This window comes from Methylobacterium sp. TK26, assembly GCF_055361565.1.
The window spans coordinates 2,263,150-2,278,352 of sequence record NZ_CM143965.1 but is presented as its reverse complement, the minus strand read 5'-3'; the positions used below and the strand labels follow the sequence as shown (position 1 = coordinate 2,278,352).

Annotated in this window: 15 protein-coding genes; 8 read left to right on the top strand and 7 right to left on the bottom strand. The window is 69.1% G+C overall.

Translation table 11 applies throughout. The annotated features are described in order from the left end of the window. Positions 1-31 precede the first annotated feature (31 nt). Positions 32-763: a RibD family protein gene (locus ACXJ1Y_RS10915; protein ID WP_463846309.1), complete on the top strand. Its 732-nt coding sequence runs from the start codon at positions 32-34 to the stop codon at positions 761-763. Here the strand turns inward: ACXJ1Y_RS10915 and ACXJ1Y_RS10910 are convergent. Next, a complete protein-coding gene (locus tag ACXJ1Y_RS10910; RefSeq protein WP_463846308.1) occupies positions 738-1,745 on the bottom strand; it encodes an alpha/beta fold hydrolase in 1,008 nt (335 codons plus the stop codon). The two genes, ACXJ1Y_RS10915 and ACXJ1Y_RS10910, sit on opposite strands and share 26 nt — an antisense overlap. A gap of 110 nt (positions 1,746-1,855) precedes the next feature. Further along, on the bottom strand, positions 1,856-2,926 hold the full coding sequence (locus ACXJ1Y_RS10905) for a WcbI family polysaccharide biosynthesis putative acetyltransferase (protein WP_463846307.1): 1,071 nt from the start codon (positions 2,924-2,926) through the stop codon (positions 1,856-1,858). Between the two features lie 263 nt (positions 2,927-3,189). On the opposite strand from ACXJ1Y_RS10905, the gene ACXJ1Y_RS10900 reads away from it, so the two are divergent. After that, on the top strand, positions 3,190-4,887 hold the full coding sequence (locus ACXJ1Y_RS10900; RefSeq protein ID WP_463846306.1) for a methyl-accepting chemotaxis protein: 1,698 nt from the start codon (positions 3,190-3,192) through the stop codon (positions 4,885-4,887). 18 nt (positions 4,888-4,905) lie between these two features. Here ACXJ1Y_RS10900 and ACXJ1Y_RS10895 read toward each other — a convergent pair whose 3' ends face one another. After that, positions 4,906-6,777: an ABC-F family ATP-binding cassette domain-containing protein gene (locus ACXJ1Y_RS10895; protein WP_463846305.1), complete on the bottom strand. Its 1,872-nt coding sequence runs from the start codon at positions 6,775-6,777 to the stop codon at positions 4,906-4,908. Between the two features lie 168 nt (positions 6,778-6,945). On the opposite strand from ACXJ1Y_RS10895, the gene ACXJ1Y_RS10890 reads away from it, so the two are divergent. Next, a complete protein-coding gene (locus ACXJ1Y_RS10890; RefSeq protein WP_463846304.1) occupies positions 6,946-7,998 on the top strand; it encodes an HD-GYP domain-containing protein in 1,053 nt (350 codons plus the stop codon). An 8-nt stretch (positions 7,999-8,006) separates the two neighbouring features. On the opposite strand, the gene ACXJ1Y_RS10885 is transcribed toward ACXJ1Y_RS10890, so the two are convergent. Beyond that, the gene (locus tag ACXJ1Y_RS10885; RefSeq protein WP_463846303.1) at positions 8,007-8,912 is read right to left on the bottom strand and encodes a UDP-3-O-acyl-N-acetylglucosamine deacetylase; all 906 of its coding nucleotides are present in this window, start codon (positions 8,910-8,912) and stop codon (positions 8,007-8,009) included. A gap of 211 nt (positions 8,913-9,123) precedes the next feature. Here ACXJ1Y_RS10885 and ACXJ1Y_RS10880 point away from each other — a divergent pair, with 211 nt between their 5' ends. From ACXJ1Y_RS10880 to ACXJ1Y_RS10865, 4 genes are read left to right on the top strand one after another with little or no spacing between them, the layout of a single operon-like run. Beyond that, on the top strand, positions 9,124-9,810 hold the full coding sequence (locus tag ACXJ1Y_RS10880; protein ID WP_463846302.1) for a Crp/Fnr family transcriptional regulator: 687 nt from the start codon (positions 9,124-9,126) through the stop codon (positions 9,808-9,810). Positions 9,811-9,814: 4 nt separating this feature from the next. Next, a complete protein-coding gene (locus ACXJ1Y_RS10875; RefSeq protein ID WP_463846301.1) occupies positions 9,815-10,858 on the top strand; it encodes an ABC transporter ATP-binding protein in 1,044 nt (347 codons plus the stop codon). Positions 10,859-10,867: 9 nt separating this feature from the next. Then, entirely contained in the window at positions 10,868-11,779 is a 912-nt protein-coding gene (locus tag ACXJ1Y_RS10870) for an ABC transporter permease (RefSeq protein WP_463846300.1), read from the top strand. After that, complete coding sequence (locus ACXJ1Y_RS10865) at positions 11,776-12,546, top strand: ABC transporter permease (RefSeq protein ID WP_463846299.1); 771 nt, start codon at positions 11,776-11,778, stop codon at positions 12,544-12,546. The genes ACXJ1Y_RS10870 and ACXJ1Y_RS10865 overlap by 4 nt, the downstream gene beginning before the upstream one ends. Here the strand turns inward: ACXJ1Y_RS10865 and ACXJ1Y_RS10860 are convergent. Together ACXJ1Y_RS10860 and ACXJ1Y_RS10855 are read right to left on the bottom strand one after the other, a co-directional pair. Next, positions 12,524-13,987 (bottom strand): sodium:solute symporter family protein, encoded by a 1,464-nt coding sequence (locus ACXJ1Y_RS10860; RefSeq protein WP_463846298.1) that lies wholly within the window; start codon positions 13,985-13,987, stop codon positions 12,524-12,526. The genes ACXJ1Y_RS10865 and ACXJ1Y_RS10860 overlap by 23 nt on opposite strands. Then, positions 13,984-14,187: a DUF3311 domain-containing protein gene (locus tag ACXJ1Y_RS10855; protein ID WP_463846297.1), complete on the bottom strand. Its 204-nt coding sequence runs from the start codon at positions 14,185-14,187 to the stop codon at positions 13,984-13,986. The genes ACXJ1Y_RS10860 and ACXJ1Y_RS10855 overlap by 4 nt, the downstream gene beginning before the upstream one ends. 176 nt (positions 14,188-14,363) lie before the next feature. Here ACXJ1Y_RS10855 and ACXJ1Y_RS10850 point away from each other — a divergent pair, with 176 nt between their 5' ends. After that, on the top strand, positions 14,364-14,585 hold the full coding sequence (locus ACXJ1Y_RS10850) for a hypothetical protein (RefSeq protein ID WP_463846296.1): 222 nt from the start codon (positions 14,364-14,366) through the stop codon (positions 14,583-14,585). Here ACXJ1Y_RS10850 and ureG read toward each other — a convergent pair. Next, positions 14,582-15,202, bottom strand: coding sequence for an urease accessory protein UreG (ureG, locus tag ACXJ1Y_RS10845; RefSeq protein ID WP_342165691.1), 621 nt, complete (start codon positions 15,200-15,202; stop codon positions 14,582-14,584). The two genes, ACXJ1Y_RS10850 and ureG, sit on opposite strands and share 4 nt — an antisense overlap. Position 15,203: the final 1 nt, after the last annotated feature.

The following is a 15,203-nucleotide window of genomic DNA, read 5'->3' as shown; positions in this document are numbered from 1 at the left end:
ACCGGCTCTCGCGACGCCACCCGAGCCGATCATGGACAATCCCCACCCCGACCGCCCCTACGTCCTCTGCCACATGACGAGTTCCGTCGATGGGCGGATCAAGGTTCGCCGCTGGCTGGCCGATGCCGACCGGCATTACGAGCGCATCCATGCCGAACTCGGCGGCGATGCCTGGATGTGCGGGCGCATCACCATGCAGGGCTATGCGGACAGCGCCGACCCGCTGCCGCAGGCCCCGGCCGACGACGGCGTGCCGGTGCCGCGCGAGGACCATGTCGCGACGCGCGAGGTGAAGGGCTACGCCATCGCCCTCGACGCGCGCGGCCGGCTCGATTGGGGCGCCCGCAACGACATCACCGGGGACCATGTGGTCGTGGTGCTGACGGAATCGGTGCCCGACGATCATTTGCGCGCGCTCAAGGCCGGCGGCCAATCCTACCTGTTCGCCGGGGAGCACGAAGTCGATTTTGCGCTGGCGGTGCGCAAGCTGAAGGCGCTGTTCGGCATCGAGCGCCTGCTGGTGGAGGGCGGTGGGCACATCAACGGGTCGATGCTGCAAGCCGGGGTGATCGACGAACTCAGCCTGCTCCTGGCGCCGGCCGTCGATGGCGTCTCCGGCACGCCGGCCGTGTTCGACTTCCGTGGCGAGGAATCCGATTCCATGGGCAAGCGGCGCAAGCTCGACCTGCAATCCTGCGAGCCACTGGACGACGGCACCGTCTGGCTGCGCTACCGCATCACCCCTGTCGCGGCGGAAGCCTGATCGCCCCGAGGAAGCTGTCGTAACAGGCCGTCACGGCGCGCAGCCGCTCGAATTGCGGTAGCGCGCCGGTCGGCACCGTATCGATCCGCCAGTTGCGCCGGTCGGCGAAGCGCGGGGCGAGGCGGTAATCCACGAAGTCGCCGCGCTGGCCGTGGATCATCCACACCGGCAGGCGCAGGCGGTCGTAGAGCAGCGTCGAATCGGTCGGGAACAGGTGCCCGGCGATGAAGCAATACGGCGCGTGCTCCGCCCCCGGCTGGTGGGCCGTGGCGTAAGCGTAGTCGAGCAGCCCCTCGTCGATCTTCGTTGCGCCGAACGTCTTCTCCAGGAAGAAGCGAATGCTCACCCGGCTCGCCAGCGCCCCGAACAGGGCGGGGCCGAGCAGGGGCCTGTCGAGCAGACCGCGCACGACGTCCCGCCCGCGATGCCCGTCCGGCGGCCCCTCACCGGAGAGACGCCCGTCGAAGCCCGTGGGACTGATGAGGCCGAGCGTGGCGTAATCCCCCGGCCGGGCGAGGCAGGCCTTGGCGAGATACGCGCAGGAGAGCGAGATCGCCATGGCATCGACGGTGTCGCCACCGTGCCGGGCGCGGATCTGCGCCGTGACGGCGTGGATCGCCTCGGCCATCAGGCGCGGCGTGTAGCGCCGCCGGCTGCGCTCGGAGAAGCCGAAGCCCGGCAGATCGAGGGCGTAGACAGGCCGGCTCTCGCGGTAATGCAGGTAGAGCGGGCGGGTCTCGTAGGCGCTGCCGGCAGCGTTGATCGAGTGGATCAGCAGCAGCGGGCGTCCCGTTCCCTCCGGCGAGGCATAGTAGGAGATCGTGCCGGCCTGCTCGTCCGCCACGCTCTCGCGCATCCCCGGCAGGGCGGCGGGGAGGGGATCGGCCGTCTCACTGCGGAAATGGCGCGCGAGGGCGAACGTGCCCGCCGAGGCCGCGAGGGTGAGGAGTGTGCGCCCGGACGGGCGAGCGAGGGAGCACATCGCAGGGGGAAGGGGTCGGGTGTGGGCCAGCCCGTCAACGCGGGTTCGGGCCGAAGGTGCCAAGAGGTCGCAACTTACAATCCCGCGCGGGGGCGACCAAGGCGTCGCCGCTACCCTGCGACGATGGACCCCGCCAGGGCGCGCGCCCCGCGCCGTGCTGCGAGGGGCGCCTCCTCCCGGTGCCCGGCCGCATGGCGCAGGAAGTCGACCGTGGCGGCATCCCCCCGCCACGCCTGGACCCGCTGGCTCACCAGAACGTCCTTCGGCCGGTTGTCGTAATAGAAATAGGCGGCGGCGACATAGGCGGCGCGGGTCATCGTGCGGGCGGGGCCGGAGCGGGGCGTCTCGGCCTTGAAGAACAGGGCGCTGCCCGGCACCCCGTAATGCTGGGCGATCTCGGGATAGACCGGCCAGCTTCCCATGCCGCCGAGGTCGTCGGGCAGGAACGCATCGAGGTCGCATTCCTCGAAGGCGATGCCGGCCTTTCCGAGCAGCCCCCGCGCGATATCGCTCATCACGTAGAGCTTGGGGTGGTTGGTCGAGTGCATGAAGCAGCCGCGCCGGGCCCAGCGGGTGAGATGCCCGTCGAGGTCGTAGCCCGCCTCCGTGCCGAGCCGGCGCAGGCTCGCCACCGACTCGTCCCAGAACTCGTAATAGCCGAGGCGCTCGAAGACCGCTTCGTCATACAGCCGCAGCGCCTGGGCCTGCGAGAAGCCGGCGAGGTAGGCGAAGAGCGTCACCGCCGAGTGCGAATGCCCCATCGGGCCGGAGATCAGGCCGCGCAGGGTCGCGTGGTCCTGCACGCCGACGGACACCACGTCCGGGTGATACGCCGCGAAGGCCACGGTCGGGATGACGTGGACGTTCGGCCGGGCCCGCAGATCGAGGATCGTCCCGCCGTCGCGGAAGGGCGGCAGGTAGATGTTGGTGAAGACGGCGTCGTAGCGGTCGGCCCGCGCGATCACGTCCGCGAGGCGGCGATATCGGCGGCCGAGGGTGAAGACGGAGAGGAAATCCACCTGTGCGTCGGGCAGGAGGTAGCGCATGGCCCGCGCCACCGTGCCGGCTTGGCAGACTCCGAGAACGAGCAGGCGCGGGTTCCGCGCCCGAGACTTGCCGACTTGCGACAGCCAGTATTGGGCACGCCGGACTGCATCGAGGGTGGACATGGCGCCGTCCATCGCATGTCCCCGTACCGGCGGCAAACTCCGCGAGGCCTCATACAACCGCAAGTAGATACATCGGATTTATGCTGTTTATGCCTGCTAGGATGACTGGTTATCCGAAGAATATTTGCTGAATATAGGCAAAAAGATTGATTTTCAGCCTTATTATAAGCTGCTCCGGGATCGCGTCGATCAGGTTTTCTGGAGGGATTTGCGCGAGCCTAAGGCCTGTCGCTCCACCGTACGGAGCGGCCGGTTCTCGGCTTGGGATGGCCTCGATGAATTTCTTCCGTGACAGCCGCCTGATGGTCAAGGTGGCAATTCCACAGATCGTCCTCGCCCTTCTTGCGGGCGGATTGGTGTTCTATGCGCGCACCACGCTCATCAATCTGTCCGAGGACATCCGGGTCATCACGGAATTTCAGGCTGTCCGTCTCGAATACATTCTGAAGCTCAATGTCGAGACGAACGAGGCGTCGGTCGTCGTCCGCAACATGCTCATCGAGAAGCGCGACGACAAAGTGGCAAGCTATCGGGTGCGCTACGAGAACGCGTTAGCGGCATCGCAGGCCGCCCTCGACCACCTGAACAGGCTCGCCGACACGGCCGAGCGCCGTACGGCCAACGAAGGCATGGGCCAGAACCTCGACGAGCTGACGACGCTGCTGAACCGCGCCGTCGAGCTTCGGATGAAAGGCGACATCGAGGCCGCAACCAAGATCACCGTCTCCGATGCCTCGGCGATCCGGGCGAAGCTCCGGGACAGGATCCAGGCGCGCACCGCCGCCCTCAAGAAGGAGTTCGAGGCGCTTCGCGAGGCGACCTCGCAATCCGAGAGCCGCGCGGGGCTCATCCTGATCGGCACCGCCCTGGTGGGGTTCACCCTCGCGATCGTGCTGTCCTTCACCATCGTGATCTTCGGCATCAACCGGCCGCTGAGCAGCCTCGTGTCGGTGCTCCAGCGCATGGCGAAGGGTGACATCGACGCGCAGATCGCCGAGGCGCAGCGCGGCGACGAGATCGGCGCCGTGGGCAAGGCGGTGGAGGCCATCAAGGACATGGTCGCCCGCAAGGCCCAGGAACAGGCCGAGATGCAGCATCAGGCCGACGAGGCGGCCGCCAACGAGCGCAGGCGCACGATGGTGGAACTGGCGGATGGGTTCGAAACCGCCGTGGGGGGCATCGTCGGGATGGTGTCCTCCTCCGCGACGGAGCTTCAGGCGACCGCCCAGCAGATGAGTTCGGCCGCCGCCGAGACGGCGGCGCAATCGACCACCGTCGCCGCCGCCGCCGAGGAGGCCGCCACGAATGTCAGCACGGTCGCGGCCGCGGCGGAGGAATTGGGCACCTCGGTGCAGGAGATCGGCCGGCAGGTGCAGGGCTCGGCCGGTCTCGCCGAACTGGCGATGACCGAGGCCGACCAGACCGCCGCCCTCGTGCAGGCCCTGCGCGAGACCTCGACGCGGATCGGCGACATGGTGGGGATGATCTCGAACATCGCGTCGCAGACCAACCTCCTCGCCCTGAACGCCACCATCGAAGCCGCCCGCGCGGGCGATGCGGGGCGCGGCTTCGCGGTGGTCGCGGCCGAAGTGAAGGAACTCGCCAACCAGACCGGCCGGGCGACCGAGGAGATCGCCGGGCAAATCGGCGAGGTGCAGGGCGTCACCGACCGGGCCATCACCGCCATCGGCGCGATCACCGGCCGGATCCGCGAGATCAGCACCATGGCGACCACCATCGCGGCGGCCGTGGAGGAGCAGGGCGCGGCGACGCAGGAGATCGTCCGCAACGTCTCGCAGGCTTCGTCGGGCACGAGCCAGGTGACGAGCAACATCGTGGGCGTCGCCCGCGCCTCCGAGGACACGGGCAACGCCGCGACGCATGTGCTGGCGGCCTCGGGCGAGTTGTCCCGCCAGTCCGAGCACCTGACGGAGGAGGTCTCCCGGTTCCTCAAGACCGTGCGCGCCGCGTGAGCGGGGGGAGGCGGCCGATCAGGCCAGGGCCGCCTCGATCTCCCCGGACAGTGCGAGCCATTCCTCTTCCGCCGTCGCGAGGGCACTCGCGGCGTCGGCACGCATCTTGGCGATCTCCCCGGCCTTGGCCGCGTTCTCACGGAACGCCGAGCCATCCTCCAGGGCGGTATCGATCTTCTGGATGGCGGCGGTGAGCTTCGCCATCCGCGCCTCCACCCCTTCGAGGCGCTTGCGCAGGGGCGCCAGGGCCGCCCGCTTCTCCACGCCCGCCCGCCGGGCCTCGGCCTTTTGCCCCCCGGCGGCGTCGGCCGCGCGCTCGCCCTCGCGCTCCGGCCCCGCCAGCACGAGGCGGCGGTAATCGTCCATGTCGCCGTCGAAGGTTTTCACCGTGCCGTCCGAGACGAGCCACAACCAGTCGGCGCAGGCCTCGATGAGGAAGCGGTCGTGACTCACGAGGATCACGGCGCCCTCGTAATCGTTGATCGCCTCCACGAGGGCCTGCCGGCTCTCGATGTCGAGGTGGTTGGTCGGCTCGTCGAGGATCAGCAGGTGCGGCCCGTGGAAGGCCGCGAGCCCCATGAGCAGGCGGGCCTTCTCGCCACCGGACAGCTTCTCGACCGGCGTGTCCGCCTTGGACGCCCCGAAGCCCAGGCGGGCGGTCGCGGAGCGCACCTTCGCCTCCGGCACGTCCGGCATCATGGTGCGCACATGGGCGTAGGCGCTCTCGGCCGGGCGCAACTCGTCGAGCTGGTGCTGGGCGAAGTAGGCCACGTCCATCTTGGACGAGCGCTTCATCTCCCCCGCCAGGGGCGGCAGGCGCCCGCCGATCAGCTTGCAGAAGGTGGATTTGCCGTTGCCGTTGGCGCCGAGCAGCGCCACCCGGTCGTCCGGCGCGAGGCTGAGGTTGAGGCCCGTGAGCACCACGCGCTCTCCATAGCCCGCCTTCACCCGGTCCATCGCCACGATGGGCGGCGAGAGCGGCTTCTCCGGGCTCGGCAGGTGGATCACCGGCACGTCGTCTTCGAGGAGGGCGGCGATGGGCTCCATCTTGGCGAGGCGCTTCATGCGCGATTGCGCCTGCCGCGCCTTGGTCGCCTTGGCCTTGAAACGGTCGATGAAGCTCTGGAGATGCGCGCGCTCCACATCCTGCTTCGCCTTGGCCTTCGCCTGAAGCGTCCGCTTCTCGGAGAGTTGCCGCGCGAAGCTCGTGTAGCCGCCCCGGTAGATCGAGAGCTTGCCCCGGTCGAGGTGCAGGATGTGATCGACGGATGTGTCGAGCAGGTCGCGGTCGTGGCTGATGACGATGGCCGTGCGCGGGTAGCGCTCGAGGTAATCGTAGAGCCAGAGCGTGCCCTCGATGTCGAGGTAGTTGGTCGGCTCGTCCAGCAGCAGCAAGTCGGGCTCGGAGAACAGAACCGCCGCCAGGGCCACGCGCATCCGCCAGCCGCCGGAGAAGTCCGCGCAGGGCCGGGCCTGCGCCGCCGCGTCGAAGCCGAGGCCATGCAGGATCGCCGCCGCCCGGGCGGGGGCCGAATGGGCGCCGATATCCACGAGCCGCGTCTCGATCTCGGCCCGCCGGAGGCCGTCCGCGTGCTCGGCCTCGGCCATCAGCGTGGCGCGCTCGGTGTCGGCGGCGAGCACCACCGCATGCAGGCTCTCCGGCCCGGCCGGCGCCTCCTGCGCCACGGCGCCGATGCGCATGCCCTTGGGCATGGACACCGCCTTCGAATCCACGGGCAGGTCGCCGAGGATCGCCCGGAACAGGGTCGTCTTCCCGGCGCCGTTGCGGCCGACGAGCCCGACATGGGCTCCCTCCGGGATGGTGAAGCTCGCAGCGTCGAGGATCAGGCGCTCGCCGATGCGGTAGGTCAGGTCGTTGACGCGCAGCATCGCGGCGTTCTGGCCGGGCGAAGCCCGCGAGGCAAGGCCCGAGTTTCACCGCCGCCTTAACGATTTGGCATCTTAGACGCGCAACAGTCTAGCGATGCTACATTCAGACACATTGATCTTGCGAATTGAGCTTTTTAACGTTTCACAACGCACAAAGTGAGAATTTGCGTGGCGAATCCGATCCTCATCCTCACCGACGACCCCGAGAGCGGAAACCGCCTCGCCCGTGCGGTCGGCGGGGCGGCGCTCGTCCGTGACCTGTACGAGGATGGCCCCACGACCGCCGAATCGCGGCTCATCATCGCCGACATCCACCTGCCGCACTCGGATTCGATCAACCGGCTGAAGCGCGCCCTCGCCAGCGCACGCGGGCCGGCGACGCCGCTGCTCTACCTGTTCCACGGCAACGCGGAGCGCGGCGAGATCCAGGCCACGATGCTCGGCGCCTCGAAATCCCTCCCCGCCATGTCCGCCGCCGCCCTGCTGGCGAAGACCGTCGATGCGCTGGCGCCCGCTCCGGCGGTGTCGTTGACGCCCGTGCAGCATGTCGAGGCGGCGCAAGAGGTGTTCGCCTCGATCTTCACGGCGGAAGGTCCGGCGCACGATCTGGTCGATCACGGCACGGAGATCGTCAACCGCGCCATCCTCGACATGAAGGTGGGTGACTGGCTGAGCCTCGTCGCCGCCTTCGATGACGTGACCCACCGGCATTGCCTCACCGTCGCGGGGCTGGCGGCGGCCTTCGCCACCTCGCTGCATTTCAACCCCGCCGACGCGCATCTCCTCACCAAGGGGGCGCTGCTGCACGACATCGGCAAGGCGCGGATTCCCCTGGAGATTCTGAACAAACCGGGCCCGCTCACCGTGCCCGAGCGCAAGATCATGGCGCGGCACGCGCAGATCGGCTTCGAGATGCTGGAGGGGAAGGGCTTCAGCGACACCGTCATGCGGGTGGTGCGCTCGCACCACGAGACCCTGGACGGTGAGGGCTATCCCGACGGCCTGCGCGGCCAGGAGATTCCCGACGTCGTACGGCTGGTGACGATCTGCGATATCTTCGCGGCGCTGATCGAACGGCGGACCTACAAGGCGCCGATGGGCGCACGCACCGCCTACGGGATCATGCTCGACATGACCGGCAAGCTCGATACCGACCTGTTGCGCGCCTTCGGCCCGGTGGCCTTCGCCAGCGATATCGACGACGAGCAGCTCTCGGCCTGAGGGCTGGCTCAGACCAGTTCCCACGCCGTCCGGTCGCGCATCAGGGCGGCGACGAGGGCGTGATTGAGGTCGTGGCAGGTGTGGGAGGCGATGACGAGCCCTTCCACCGGATACCCGATGAGGGCGAGGTCGCCCACGATGTCGAGCACCCGGTGGCGGACGAGTTCGTCCTCCATGCGCAGGCCCCCGATCACCCGGTCGCGGAACAGGAGCGCCGCCGAGCGCGGCCCGCAGCCCTGGAGCAGCGGCTTGCGCATCAGGAAACCGTAGGCGCGCCCCGCCATCACCCGCATGAAGCGGCCGAAGCTCCGCGCGGGGGCGATCTCCCGCTGGAAACTCTCGGGGGTGATCGCCCCCTGCCAATCGAACGTGCCGAAATGGCAGAGTTCGATATGCGCGCAGACCGTCAGGCCGCGTCCGGGGCCGATGGACAGCCGGCGATGCCCGTCCACGATGCTGATCGGGCGCAGGACGCGCAGGACCCGCGTCGGCTCTCGCTGCTCGATGCGCGCCGCCCCCGCGATGCCCTCGCACCAGGGGAGGGCGCTGCCGTCGAAGATCGGCATCTCCTCCGCGTCGGTGTCGATCAGCGCGTTATCGATGCGCAACGCGTAGAGGGCGGCGAGCAGGTGCTCGACGGTGCGCACGAGGACGCCCTCGCCGCGCAGCGCCGTGCAGGCGGGCGCGGTCTCCTGGCAATGCCACAGGGCGGGAATGTCGATGGAGCGCCCATCCCGAAACCACCGACGGAACACGATCCCATGCCCGGCGGGCGCGGGGGACACCCTCACCCGCGCGCTGCAGCCGGTATGCAAGCCGCGTCCCGACCGCTCGAAGGCAGCGCCCAGGGTCGCTTGGCGCCGTCCCGTCGCCGCGAAGGGCGCTGGAGTGGAGAGGTTCGAGACGTTCCGCATCGGGGAAAAGAAGGATAGGCAAGTGGATCCATATGCCGTGATCCACGTCAAAGGAGGAATCACACTCTCGTCATGGGTTGACCCTGCTCAACGCCCCGGCCACCATTCCGAAGGGCTCGGCGGATCTCGCATCGCGAGGGATCGGGCGGTTTCTTTTCCGGGGACGCCGGCCGGAAGCCGAAGGGGCTGGGGACGGCGAGGTACATCGGTAATGGCGCGCCTGGGGACCATTCCGTTCTTCAAGGATGCGGGCATCGAGCTCGCGACCTTCGAGAATCGCTGTCATTGGCGGCGGTTCGATGAGAACGAAACGCTCGTCGACTTCGACGACATTTCCACCGACGTCTATTTCATCGCCTCGGGCGAGGTGCGGATTCTCAACCGCACCCAATCGGGCAAGGAAGTCATCCTCGGCGAGATGCGCGGGGGCGCTTTCTTCGGCGAACTGGCTGCCATCGACGGAATCGGCCGCTCGGCCAACGTGACGGCGCTGACGCGCGGCGAGGTTTGCGTCGTGCCCGCCAGCGTGTTCCGGCAGATCGTCTTCGCCTCGGAGTCTATCGCCGACCGGCTGATGCGCCTTCTCGCCAAGCGCGTGCGCGAACTGAACACCCGCCTGATGGAGCACGCGCTCCTCGACCTGCGGCACCGGCTCTACGCGGAGTTGCTGCGCCTCTCGGTGCCCCGCGCCGGCGCCGGCGGCGAGCGCGTGGTGACGCCGCCGCCCTATCACCACGTCCTCGCGGCGCGCATCGGCTGCCGCCGGGAGCAGGTGACGCGGGAATTCACCGCCATGGCGGCCGAGGGCCTCGTGGACCGGACGCGCGGCGCGCTGGTCCTGCGCCGGCCGGATCTGCTGGAGGCGCGGGTCGCCGAGGCCCTGCGCGAGGATTCCTGACCCCTTGGCGGCGCCATCCCTGAGGATCCGGGGCCTCGTCAAACGGTTCGGCACGCATGTCGCCGTCGATGGCGTCGATCTGGAATTGGCGCCGGGGGAGTTCTTCTGCCTGCTCGGCCCCTCGGGCTGCGGGAAGAGTACGCTCCTGCGGATGATCGCGGGGTTCGAGAGCCCGAGCGGGGGCGTCATCGAGGTCGGCGGCGCCGACATCACCGCCCTGCCGCCGCATCGGCGGCCGGTAAACATGATGTTTCAGTCCTACGCCCTGTTTCCGCACATGAGCGTCGCGGGCAACATCGCCTACGGGCTGAAGGGACGGCCGGACGCGAAGGACCGTGTCGCGGCCTTGCTGCGCCTCGTGCGCCTGGAAGGGTTCGGCGAGCGCCGGCCGGACACGCTCTCGGGTGGTCAGCGCCAGCGGGTCGCCCTCGCCCGCGCCCTCGCCCGCGAGCCGGGGCTTCTCCTGCTGGACGAGCCCTTGGGCGCCCTGGACCGTGGATTGCGTGAGGAGACGCAAGGGGAGTTGCGCGGCCTGCAACGGCGGCTCGGCACGAGCTTCGTGGTGGTCACACACGATCCCGAGGAGGCGATGATGCTGGCCGACCGTATTGGGGTGATGGAGCGGGGGCGCCTCGTACAGGTCGCCAAGCCCGCCGACCTCTACCGCCGCCCGGCGAGCCGCTACGTGGCGGGGCTTCTCGGTGACGTGAACCTCATTCCCGGCCGGCTCGGCCCGGCGGGTCCGGGCGACACGCGCGAGATCGTCACCGCCCATGGCACGCTGACGGCCCAGGCCGGCGATGCCGTATCCGCCGAAGGCGCGGAGGTGGTGATCGCGGTGCGGCCGGAGAGCCTGATTCTCGGCGAAGGGAGCCTCAGTGCCGCCGTCGAGGACGAGACCTTCCTCGGCGACCGCATCCGCCGTGTCCTGCGCCTGCCCGATGGAACGCTCCTGCGCGCGAGCGGCCCGCCCGGGACTGGCCCGGAACGAGGGGCCACGACGCAGGTCGGCTTCGCTCCGGCGGATGCCGTCATCCTCCCGGCCTGAGGCGACGCGATGGCGGCTCTGAAGCCCGACAGGATCGTCGCCCGCCTGTTGCGGGCCCCGCCGTTCCTGTGGCTCGGTGCGTTCTTCCTGCTGCCCTTCCTCGTCACGCTGAAGATCAGCCTGTCCGAGCCGGCGACCGCCATCCCGCCCTACCTGCCGATCCTCGATTGGCAGGGCGGCCTCGACGGCTGGTCGAGCTTCCTCGAAGCGCTGAACTTCACGAACTACCTGACGCTCGCCCGCGACGACCTCTATCAGGCGGCCGTCATCGGCTCGCTCTCCTATGCCGGAGCGGCGACGCTGCTGCTCGCCCTGATCGGCACGCCCATCGCCTACGCCCTGGCCCGCGCGCCTGAACGCTGGCAGCCCTTGCTCGTGGCCCTCGTGGTGGTGCCGTTCTGGACGAGCTTCCTGATCCGCATCTACGCCTGGATCGCGATCCTGAAGCAGGAGGGCCTGCTGAACCTCGCGCTCCTCAAGCTCGGGGTGATCGCGCAGCCGCTGGAGATCCTGAACACCGACGCGGCGGTGATGATCGGCCTCGTCTACGCCTACCTGCCGTTCATGGTGCTACCGCTCTACGCGGTGATGAACCGCCTCGATCCGAGCCTGCGCGAGGCCGCCGCCGACCTTGGCGCAAGCCCGACGCGGGTGTTCTGGACCGTGACGCTGCCCCTTAGCCTGCCCGGCATCGCGGCCGGCGCCGGGCTGTGCTTCATCCCGATGGTCGGCGAGTTCGTGATCCCGGACCTCCTCGGCGGCTCCGAGACGCTGATGCTCGGCCGGGTGCTGTGGAGCGAGTTCTTCTCGAACCGCGATTGGCCGCTCGCGGCGGCGGTGGCGGTCGTGCTCCTCGTCATCGTCATCGGCCCGATGATGCTGTTCCGCGACAGCCTGCGGGCGGGCGGGGAGGGCGCATGAGCGGGGTGACGCGCGCCGCCCTCTGGCTCGGGCTCGGCTTTCTCTACGCGCCGATCCTCGTGCTGGTCGCCTATTCCTTCAACGCCTCCGCGCTGGTCACGGTCTGGGGCGGGTTCTCCACCCGCTGGTACGTGGCCTTGTTCTCCGACGCGCCGCTGATCGCCGCCGCCTGGGTCTCCCTGCGCGTGGCCGTGCTCGCGAGCCTTATCGCGACCATCCTCGGGACGCTCGCCGCCCTGGCGATGGAGCGGCACGGGCGCTTCCGGGGGCGCTCGCTGTTCACGGGCCTCGTCTACGGGCCGATGGTGATGCCGGAGGTGATGATCGGCCTGTCGCTGCTCCTCACCTTCATCGGCATCGGGCTCGACCGGGGCGTCGCCACCATCGTCATCGCGCACGCCACCTTTTGCACGGGCTTCGTGGCGGTGGTGGTCTCGGCCCGGCTGCGGGGGCTCGACCGCTCGCTGGAGGAGGCGGCGGCCGATCTCGGCGCCGGGCCGCTGCGGGTGCTCGGAACCGTCACCCTGCCGCTCCTGGCGCCGGCCATCGTGGCGGGGGCGCTCCTCGCCTTCACCCTGTCGCTGGACGATCTCGTCATCGCGAGCTTCGTCTCGGGCCCCGGCGCGACCACCCTGCCGATGCGCCTCTACAGCCAAGTGCGGCTCGGGGTGAACCCCGAGATCAACGCCGCCTCGACGCTGCTCGTCGGCCTCGTCAGCGTCGCGGTGCTGGCCGCCTCGATCCTTACCGCGAAGCGAGGCGGCTGACCCGCTCGGAGGGCTGGACGAGTTTCGCGACGAGGGCCGTGACGACGAGGTTCAGCACCAGCGCCAGCACGCCGATGTTCACGTCGCGCAGCGGCCCGAGCTGCGGGTAATGCGCGAGGCTGAACCCGCCGATCGTAGTGGCCGCGACCATCGCCACGCCCGCCACGATCCCCGCCGCCGCCGCGCGCTTGTCGAGGGGGTTGCGGCGCATCAGGCTCGCCAGGAAGCACGGGAAGAGCTGCGTGACGAAGTTGTAGCCCATCAGCAGCAACTGGACGATCGTATCGCCGCCCGACAGCGTGAAGCCGACGCAGACCAAAGCCATCACCGGCACGAAGGCCTTCGCGAGGCTCGCGGTCGCCGCATCGTCCATGCCGGGCCGCAGGGGCCGCACGATGTTGTTGGCCAGGAGCGTCGCCCCGGCGATCAGGATCATCGAGCCGGGCACGAGGGCCGTCAGCACGCCCGTGGCGCCGATGATGCCGACGAACCACGGCGGGAAGCTCTGGAGCGACAGCTTGAACAGGGCGAGGTCGACATCCGGCCCCGTCAGCCCCGGCACCTGCAGCACGGCGGCGAAGCCGACCACGAACACGAACAGGTTGATGAGCTGGTAGAGCGGCAGGATCGCCGCGTTGCGCCGGAAGGAGCGCGGCTCCTTCGCCGTGTAGAGCGAGCCGAACGTGTGCGGCCACATGAACGCGCCGAGCGCCGTCAGCAGGGTGGTCGAGGCGAACCATGTCGGGCTCTGGCCCAAAGCGGGCAGGGCCAGGAAGCCGGGCTTCTGCGCCTCGATCGCCTGGAACATGGCCTCGTAGCCGCCGTAGTAATGCAGCGGCAGGTAGATGCCGAGGAACACCACCACGCAGAGGATGCTGATATCCTTGAGCACGGCGTTCCAGGCCGAGCCGTGCACCCCCGACACCACGACATAGGCCGTGACGGCGATGGCGCCGATCCAGACCGCTACGGTGGGCGAGATGGCCCCGTAGGAGGCGGTCGAGACGATGATGCCGAGCCCCTTGAACTGCAGCACCATGTAGGGAACGAGCGCCACGAGCCCGACCAGGGCGACGAGCATTCCGAGGGCGGGGCTCTCGTATTTCGCGGCGAAGAAATCGGGCTGGGTGAACAGCCTGCGCTCCTTGGCGAAGCGCCAGACCGGCGGCAGCAGCCAATACGAGGTCACGTACCCGAGCGTAATGTAGCAGAGGATGTAATAGGCCGGCGCGCCCTTGCCGTAGGCGATGCCGGAGCCGCCGAGGAAGGTGAAGGTCGTGTAGATCTCGCCCGCCATCAGCAGGAAGACGAAGGCGGTGCCGAAGCCCCGCCCGCCCACGGTCCATTGTTCGAGCCCCATGTCCCGCCCGGCGCGGGCGCGCAGACCGAGGCCCAGGGCAACGGCGAAGGCCGCCGCGACGATGAGGAGGGCGGCGCTCAACGGCCTTCCTCCGGCGCGCGGTTCTGTGGATCGGTGATGTAGATGAGCGCCATGATCGCGCTGGTGGCGAGCACGCAGAAGACCAGCCACGCCAGCAGGAACGGCAGGCCCAGGATGAAGGGCTCGACCCGGTTCAGGAAATACGGGCCGACCAGCATGCCGAGAAACGGCAGAACCGCCAGCCACCGGAGATGCCGCATCGACCGCGTCCTCGTCAGGGGCCGCCAGGGCGGCCGGGCGAGGGAGGAACGGTACGTGGCGCCGGACGGTTCATCGTTGCCGGTGAAACTGTTGCCGTTACTTGCGTGCGGAAGCGCACGTTCGAACGGCCAAGCCGGGATTACTCTCGGGTCTCCTGACTTCCGAGACACGTCCCATGACGAATCTCTTTCGCATACTCACACTCGGCGTCGCGCTGTCCGCGACGACTCTCGCCGCGCAGGCCCGCCCGGTCCACCACGGCAAGGCCGTGGCGGCGCCCGCGGCCAAGGCCCGGCAGGCCGCGATGGACGGTTTCTCCGCGCGGATGAACCGCCTCGACGCCCTGATGGGTACGGCACCCACGGCGCGGACGCGCTCGGCCTCCGCCGAGCATTAGCGCCCGAGGCCGCCGGCCTCCTCGATGAAGCGGGCGACGGTATCCGCCCCGTCGCCCGCCCGCAGGGACGCGAAGACGTAGGGCCGCGCCCCGCGCATCCGCTTCGTGTCCGATTCCATCACCGAGAGATCCGCCCCGACGAGGGGTGCGAGGTCGGTCTTGTTGACGATCAGCAGGTCCGATCGGGTGATGCCCGGCCCGCCCTTGCGCGGGATCTTCTCGCCGCCCGCCACGTCGATCACGTAGAGGGTGATGTCGGCGAGTTCCGGCGAGAACGTCGCGGCGAGGTTGTCGCCGCCGGATTCGATCAGCACCAGATCGAGCTTCGGGAACTTCGCCCGCATCTGCGCCACGGCGGCGAGGTTGATCGAGGCGTCCTCGCGGATCGCCGTATGCGGGCACCCGCCGGTCTCGACGCCGAGGATGCGCTCCTCCGGCAGGGCGCCGGCCACGGTGAGGATGCGGGCATCCTCCTTCGTGTAGATGTCGTTGGTGATCGCGCAGATCTCGTAGCGGTCGCGGAACCGCTTGCAGAGCTGTTCCATCAGCGCCGTCTTGCCGGAGCCCACCGGGCCGCCGATGCCGACCCGCAGGGGTCCGTTGGCGGATGTGCTCATC